A 7,448-nucleotide genomic window follows, 5' to 3' on the forward strand; every position below is an offset into this window, starting at 1 on the left:
CCCTACGCGGGTGACACCCACGGCCAGCACTTCCCACTGATTGCCGGCACCGAGGTGGCGGTGGCCTTCGAACACGGCGACCCCGACCGCCCCTACATCGCCCACGCGCTGCACGACAGCAAACACCCGGACCACGTCAGCCTGCGCAACTACAAACGCAACGTACTGCGCACCCCGGCCAACAACAAACTGCGCATGGAGGACGAGCGCGGCCAGGAGCACGTCAAGCTCAGCACCGAGCACAGCGGCAAGAGCCAGCTCAACCTTGGGCACCTGGTGGATGCACAGAAGAAAAAGCGCGGCGAAGGGTTTGAGCTGAGGACTGATGGTTGGGGGGCGATACGGGCGGGAAAAGGCGTGTTCATCAGTGCCGACGCACAACCCAAAGCCCAGGGCCAGGTGCTGGACATGTCCGCCGCCGTGGGCCGTTTGCAACGCGCCGGCGAGCAACTGCAAAGCCTCTCCACCGACGCGCAAACCGCCAACGCCGAACCGGCCGACGTGCACGCGCAACTGACGCTGCTGCGCGAGCAACTGGATGAACTCAAGGCCTCGGTCCTGCTGCTCAGCGCCCCCCAAGGCATCGCCCTGACCAGCGGCGGGCACCTGCAACTGGCCGCGCAAGAGAACCTGATGCTCAACGCGGGCGGCGCGGCCGACCTCAGCGTGGTCAAGCGCCTGTTCATCGGCGTGGGCCAGGGGCTGAGCCTGTTTGTGCGCAAGCTGGGGATCAAACTGATCGCCAACCAGGGCCCGGTGACCGTGCAGGCGCAGAACGACACCCTGGAACTGATGGCCCGCCACGGCCTGGCGATCACCAGCACCGAAGATGACATCCACATCACCGCCAAGAAAAAAATCACCCTCAATGCCGGGGGCAGCTACATCACCCTGGACGCGAACAAGATCGAGTCGGGCACGCAAGGCGATTACCTGATCAAGTCGGCGCATTTCGAGTACAGCCAGAAAAAAACCCTACAAACACCGCCGCTACCAACCCTGCCGCCACTCACTGACTACACAAGCAAACACACATGCCCAATGACCTTCAGCGGCTAATCCCTTGACGGCCGGTGTGCCGTCGCGCTCAAACAAGGAGTGGATATTGTCATGCTCAACTTGCTTACCTGGCTTTTCGGCCGCCCCAAACCTGACCAGCCGTCGCGACCGGTATCGGTCATCTATCAGCCTCCCCCTCTCCAGCCCCCGGCGCCCCCAGAACCACGCCCTGTCACCCCAGCCCCGATCAAAAACTGGAGCCACCCATTCGGCGACCGCTCCACACCGTTGCGGCAACTGACCCAACTCGCTCAAGCCAACGCCGGCTACTATCCCTTGGGCCGCAACGGTATGTGGCACGGCGGCGTGCATTTTGATGGCGGCACCGAGAACCACCTGGATCAGTCCCACGTGCGTTGCCTAGCCGACGGCGAGGTGGTGGCCTACCGCATCCCCGAACACACCCCGCTCAGCACCTTCTTCCCTGGGTCAGATGAAGTCGTCGAAGCGCCGTTCGCCAGTGGTTTCGTACTGGTTCGCCATCGCCTGCAAGCTCCCAGAATCAAAGACAGCAACGACACCCCGCCGAGCCTGATCTTCTACAGCCTGTACATGCACTTGCAGGACTGGGCCAGCTACCAAGCCAACCCCACGCTACGCGGCCCAGCCTTCTGGCCGGAACAGCACCTACGTGTCAGGACGGACGCCGCTGACTCCCGTCCCGGCACCTCGCAACCCAAAGGCTTGAAGGTTTACGCCAACCAGTCCGCGAACGGCCACTTTCTAGACCTGCTCCCTCCCGGAACACCCGTGGTCGTCAGCGGCGAAGGCAAATACCGCACACTGGAAAACACCCAAGGGCCGGCGCTATTGCGTAACGCCGATGGTTCGTTACGCGGTTATGTGGCGGCCAGGTACCTACTCCAGGTCCGCGGCGCGATCAACCGCGTCAACGCCCAGGACTTGCGCGTTCGGGCCGCTCCCAACACAAATAGCGAGGTCCTGTTCACGCTCCACTACGCCACCCAAGTTACCGTCAGTGGAGACGAACGCGGCGAGTTCCTCAAGCTGGAAAGCATCAGCCAGTACGTCCCCCTCTCCGGGTTAGAAGGTGTACCGACACCGCAAGCCTTCAATGAGGTCGTGGTGCTCAACCCACCGGCCCCCATCAAGGCGGGAGCGCTGATTGGCCACATCGGGCCCTACCAGGACGCCAGCAACACCACGCCACAGCATCAGTTGCACCTGGAAGTGTTCAGCGGCGACGCCGTCGAGGCCTTCATCAAGGCCAGCCGACAGTGGGCCGAGCGCATGCCGAAAGAAGACCGCACCTGGTTGAAACTGGCCAAGGGCACGGCGCTAGCCCCCCATCGAGAGGACTACAGCGCTAGACGACGGCCTATCGCGAACACCGATGATCCGCTGAGCGCCACCGACCTACTGATCCCCAAACACCTGCTCGACAGCCTGCCCCCTGACCGAAAAATCGCCGTACCGCTCTCGCCGACGACGCCCAAGGCCTACAACTGGTATCGCCTCGACGGCCTGCTCAACGATGCCGACGGCCAACCACTGGACGGCTGGGTGTGCGAAGCGGTAGGCATCACCCCGTGGGTCAGTCCCTGGTCATGGGACGGCTACGAGATCCTCCACAACAGGGACAGCAATGGAAACAGCCTGGCGTACTGGCTGAGAACCAACGGCTACCTCGCCGAACATGGACTGGAGCGATTTTCTGACCTGGCCGATCACTCACAGCAGAGCCTGATGCGAACCCGCCTACACGACATCATCGACCGCAACCGCGACGGCCAGCTCACCGCCGAAGAACTACAAACCGCCCTCAGCGTTCCGGCCCACGCCCAATCCATCGCCCGCCTGGTGTTCAGCTACGACAGCGAATGGCGCTACACCCCGAGGAAATGGGACGCCCTGGACGACATCCTCGGCCATACCAACTCGACGCCAATACTGAATTGGATCGAGGAGAAAAAACGCATCAAGGAATTGAGTTGGTGGGATGAGGTGGCGGGGGAAGTTGGATTACCGATGGGTGGGGAGGTGTTTTATTTTCATCCGATTGGGTTGATGGGCACATTCATATCAACCGCTAATATGCTTGATGTCCGAATAAGAGAAATAGGGGACATTATCTCCCATGGCGAAGGGTCGTATGAGTCCTATAACACCGGAACAAAGGATGTCCAGGAGGGTAGAGTCGGATTCTCTTTTCTTTCCCCTGCATCAGGAACCATCACAAATAAAACAATTAATGAAATAATTCTGACCGAGTCTTTGTCCGGCACAAACAGAGACAGAATGTTTGCAACTGGAAAGTACCAAACTGTAATTGAAACGCTAAAGAATGCTAAAAGCACGCTGCGATTGACAGGGGAGGAAAAATACACCCCTGACATGCAAGAAAAAGTTTTTTCTGAGTACCTTCTAGAAAAAGCTGGCGGTGGGGCACTTGCAAAATTTATCAAATATGGAAAAGGAGAACTCAATGACGCTCAGAATGCAGCTGCAAAGGAGTGGGCTTCTATTGCAGTCCCTTCGGGTTATAGAATCAAAGATGGACGAATTTCCGATGGAACGCTTTCATACTATGAATCTTCTGCCAATCGGGCCAATTCTGAATCCACAAAGCGCCTCAGAATAGCCCTTGAACATATAGGAAGCACGAAATGAAAATTGCCGCGCTAATAGCTTCACTTATTGGCCTTGTCGCTGGGGTCGCTACTCAACACGCAGCATACGCCGACCCTATAAATAGCACGACCACTATAGTTATCAGCTATAGCAATCAAGGGGGATGTTCGTTTTCTTACAGCCCGGTAAATTTTTGCGACGAAAAACACACTAAAGCTATCGAAGAGGGGCGTTTAAATATAGCTCCAAATTTTTTTGGAAAATATATTGTCGTCATCATTCCAGAGCGAAATGAATACAACCAGAGTTCAGTAGTTGCTATAGACAGCACAACAAATATGGTTTACCCCGTCCCAATTGATGCCTTTTCCGCGAACACGTCAAAGAACGTGGGTAGGGCAGTCCGCTTTGGAATCGAAAGCAATAAGTTATGTATTAATGGAAACATTGTTGCCGGTCGAGTTATTGAAAGCGGTACATTCTGTTTCTACTTGGATGGAAATAAATTTACTGGCCACAAAACAGCTTACACGTACTGAAATCAGCATAAGCCCTATATCTAGTCTCGATGAACGGATTTCCCGCCGCGAAGGTGAAGTTTGAAGAAAACCAAACAAAAAAGTTGTTCCTGGCGCTCTTGAACTGCCACGACGCTACACCCCCAGGAAATGGAATACCCTGGACGACATCCTCGGCCATACCAACTCGACGCCAATACTGAATTGGATCGAGGAGAAAAAACGCATCAAGGAATTGAGTTGGTGGGATGAGGTGGCGGGGGAAGTTGGATTACCGATGGGTGGGGAGGTGTTTTATTTTCATCCGATTGGGTTGATGAGTATTTTTTCGGCCGATAACGATGACAATAGTTTGAAGTGGTTGAGCGTACCGTATGGCCAACTGACTTTCGATGTAGAGGGAAACGACATAGAGGATAAGTCTCACGCTTTGTACCGATATTTTAGCCGAGTTGTACACTGGCCAGGCGGTGCATCCGGCGTAACTATTGGACAGGGTTATGATCTGGGTCAGCGTCCCGAACCTGAGATAGATCTTGTCACGGCTGGAATATCTGAACCTTTGCTCGGGTGGCTTATTGGTGCTAAGGGACTCAAGGGTATGGAGGCGAAAAACTACATGGACCGTGCTAGTAGTGAAATAAAGAACATAACCATATCTAGAAAGCAGCAACACGATTTGTTTTTTGCCCATATACGAATCTATGGTGAGTGAGGTATTGCGCATATCTAAAAAAAGCGCTGTATCGAGAGAGTATGGCCACCTGAACTGGGGTGAGATCAGTAAGAAAATTCAAGATGTAACAGTTGACCTGATATATCGCGGCGACTACACGACCGAGACAAGAGAACTCTTACAGAGCCACATAGTAAAAAATGATGTCACACAATTCTCAGACGCCATTCGCTCTCGCTCAAACTGGCTGACCGTACCACTAGATAGATTTAACAAGCGCTCACAGCACATGAGAAATAATAGATGATAAAAGAAATGATGGCTATTTTTGTCGCTCTCTCATTTCAACTTGCAAAGGCTGAAAATCTGAATTATTCCTCTGTATCTGAAGCGAACTCTGGGAGAATTGGAGAGACCCTGATCAGATACATAAAAAGATTTGGCGATGAATGCCTTCACATTGAAATAATAAGCACGGATCGCAAGTGGACGGTCCTTTCCTCCTTGCATCTGTGTAGCTTCGAAGGTAAACCATTTTCAACAGGATTCGCTTACGTTGGATTTGAAGATTTCACCTTCAAAAAAGATGGCATCTCCTTCAAGCTAAGTACAACCCCACTAGAGCCCGTAGGCGAACAAATAAGAGAGTGTTTAATTTCAGTATCAAACAATCAACTTGGCAAGCTTCAATGTTCCGATGTAAGAAACCCTGAGTAACAATACTGTGATCGTTTCGGGACGGCTACAAGATCCTCCACAACAGGGACAGCAATGGAAACAGCCTGGCGTACTGGCTGAGAATCAACGGCTACCTCGCGAACATGCACTGGAACGATTTTCTGCCCTGGCCGATCACTCACAGCAGAGCCTGATGCGAACCCGCCTGCACGACATCATCGACCGCAACCGCGACGGCCAGCTCACCGCCGAAGAACTACAAACCGCCCTCAGCGTTCCGGCCCACGCCCAATCCATCGCCCGCCTGGTGTTCAGCTACGACAGCGAATGGCGCTACACCCCGAGGAAATGGGACGCCCTGGACGACATCCTCGGCCATACCCACTCGACGCCAATACTGAATTGGATCGAGGAGAAAAAACGCATCAAGGAATTGAGTTGGTGGGATGAGGTGGCGGGGGAAGTTGGATTACCGATGGGTGGGGAGGTGTTTTATTTTCATCCGATTGGGTTGATGGGGAGTTTCTCGGAGGTCAACCCACTGACCATTACTCATAATCAGTTGAAGCAAATATTTCCCGCCGCAAGCGATGATGATATCGACATAGTAATAAATGAAATTAATGAGCGTCTCGTGGAATTCAAACTGGACACTCGATTACGACAGCGCCACTTCTTCGCTCAAATAAAGGGAGAGGTTGGAGCCGCCATGAAGGGCATCACTGAAAGCTGGGAGTACTCACCACGAGCACTTAAGGCATTCAGTGTCTACTATCGCCAGCACCCCACTGAAGCGGAAGAAGATGGATACTTAAAAGATTCTCGCGGAGTCATCATTCGCAGGGCCAACCAACGGGAAATCGGTCGCAAACACTTTCAACGGCTCAATGGAAATCGGGCATCACATCCTGACGATGGATATATTTTTCGAGGAAGGGGATTGATACAAATTACAGGATATGAAAAATATCACAACTTCATGAGCGAGTATGAAAAATATTGGCAAGACGTCACCCCAAATACAATTTCAACTCCAGACTTGGTAAATAAAATGCCGTTCGCGATCAGAAGTGCCTTATGGTTCTGGCTGACCGAAAGGGTATACAACTCAGAGCATGGAAATGGAATTTTGGATGTAAAGAAAATAACAAAGAAAATAAATGGTGGCGATATGGGACTGGAAGAAAGAAGGATGGCATATGAAGTAATTGAGGGGGTTTTAGAATGAACATCAAGTATTTACTAGGCAGCATTTTACTCATGCTATCACCTACTACTACAACTGCCCAAGAACCGGAAGCCAACCTATGCACACCCAATGAAATAATGATAGCCTCATGCCGACTTGATGAAAAAAAACAACGCACCGTATCATTCTGCTCAAGTGCCGACCAAAAAAGGGTGACGTACAGAATTGGAACGGTATCAACCATGGAAATGGACGTCACTTTTCCAGAGGACTCCAGGCTGTATCGTTGGGTTGATCGTGCAACATATACCGTTTATTTTGGGTTCAGAGTCATGAAGTACGCTTATATTTTTGGTGTGCCGCAAGAAACTTTTGGTGCAAAGGCCTTTCTGGATGTAACAAAGCAGGATAAGGATTTAATGAGCCGGACGTGCACTAGTAATTCATTTGGGGAGAAAATGCTAGATAGCGCAGCCATACAAGAAGTTAGCGACGACCTTGTTAGAGGCAATGGCTTCCTATTTCCGCCACGTTAGTTTGTCGTACACTCCTTGTACATGGCAAGTCTAGTATCCACCGCCTAGGCTCGATAAACGGATTTCCCGCCGGAAAGGTTAAACAAAAGAAGTTGTTCCTGGCGCACACCCCGAGGAAATGGGACGCCCTGGACGACATCCTCGGCCATACCAACTCGACGCCAATACTGAATTGGATCGAGGAGAAAAAACGCATCAAG

7 protein-coding genes are annotated in these 7,448 nt (G+C 52.4%); all 7 read left to right on the plus strand.

Annotated elements, in window-relative coordinates:
• A partial coding sequence (locus BMW74_RS24260) for a DUF2345 domain-containing protein (protein WP_139208478.1) occupies positions 1-1,059 on the plus strand: 1,059 nt, incomplete at its 5' end.
• 51 nt (positions 1,060-1,110) lie between these two features.
• On the plus strand, positions 1,111-3,690 hold the full coding sequence (locus BMW74_RS24265) for an SH3 domain-containing protein (RefSeq protein ID WP_093426629.1): 2,580 nt from the start codon (positions 1,111-1,113) through the stop codon (positions 3,688-3,690).
• Positions 3,687-4,190, plus strand: a complete 504-nt coding sequence (locus BMW74_RS24270) for a hypothetical protein (protein ID WP_218189048.1) — start codon at positions 3,687-3,689, stop codon at positions 4,188-4,190. The genes BMW74_RS24265 and BMW74_RS24270 overlap by 4 nt, the downstream gene beginning before the upstream one ends.
• Before the next feature lie 214 nt (positions 4,191-4,404).
• Positions 4,405-4,884: a pesticin C-terminus-like muramidase gene (locus BMW74_RS24275; protein WP_139208480.1), complete on the plus strand. Its 480-nt coding sequence runs from the start codon at positions 4,405-4,407 to the stop codon at positions 4,882-4,884.
• Positions 4,885-5,148: 264 nt separating this feature from the next.
• Positions 5,149-5,562 (plus strand): hypothetical protein, encoded by a 414-nt coding sequence (locus tag BMW74_RS25110; RefSeq protein ID WP_139208482.1) that lies wholly within the window; start codon positions 5,149-5,151, stop codon positions 5,560-5,562.
• A gap of 7 nt (positions 5,563-5,569) precedes the next feature.
• Positions 5,570-6,751: a hypothetical protein gene (locus BMW74_RS24280; protein WP_139208484.1), complete on the plus strand. Its 1,182-nt coding sequence runs from the start codon at positions 5,570-5,572 to the stop codon at positions 6,749-6,751.
• The gene (locus BMW74_RS25115) at positions 6,748-7,248 is read left to right on the plus strand and encodes a hypothetical protein (RefSeq protein WP_139208485.1); all 501 of its coding nucleotides are present in this window, start codon (positions 6,748-6,750) and stop codon (positions 7,246-7,248) included. The genes BMW74_RS24280 and BMW74_RS25115 overlap by 4 nt, the downstream gene beginning before the upstream one ends.
• Positions 7,249-7,448: the final 200 nt, after the last annotated feature.

It is taken from the genome of Pseudomonas sp. ok272 (assembly GCF_900109995.1).
GTDB lineage: Bacteria > Pseudomonadota > Gammaproteobacteria > Pseudomonadales > Pseudomonadaceae > Aquipseudomonas.

Excerpts from the sequence above, each read along its gene's own strand:
- BMW74_RS25110 (WP_139208482.1), top strand. The coding sequence starts at position 5,149 with ATGATAAAAGAAATGATGGCTATTTTTGTCGCTCTCTCATTTCAACTT.
- BMW74_RS24270 (WP_218189048.1), top strand. The coding sequence starts at position 3,687 with ATGAAAATTGCCGCGCTAATAGCTTCACTTATTGGCCTTGTCGCTGGG.
- BMW74_RS25115 (WP_139208485.1), top strand. The coding sequence starts at position 6,748 with ATGAACATCAAGTATTTACTAGGCAGCATTTTACTCATGCTATCACCT.
- BMW74_RS24265 (WP_093426629.1), top strand. The coding sequence starts at position 1,111 with ATGCTCAACTTGCTTACCTGGCTTTTCGGCCGCCCCAAACCTGACCAG.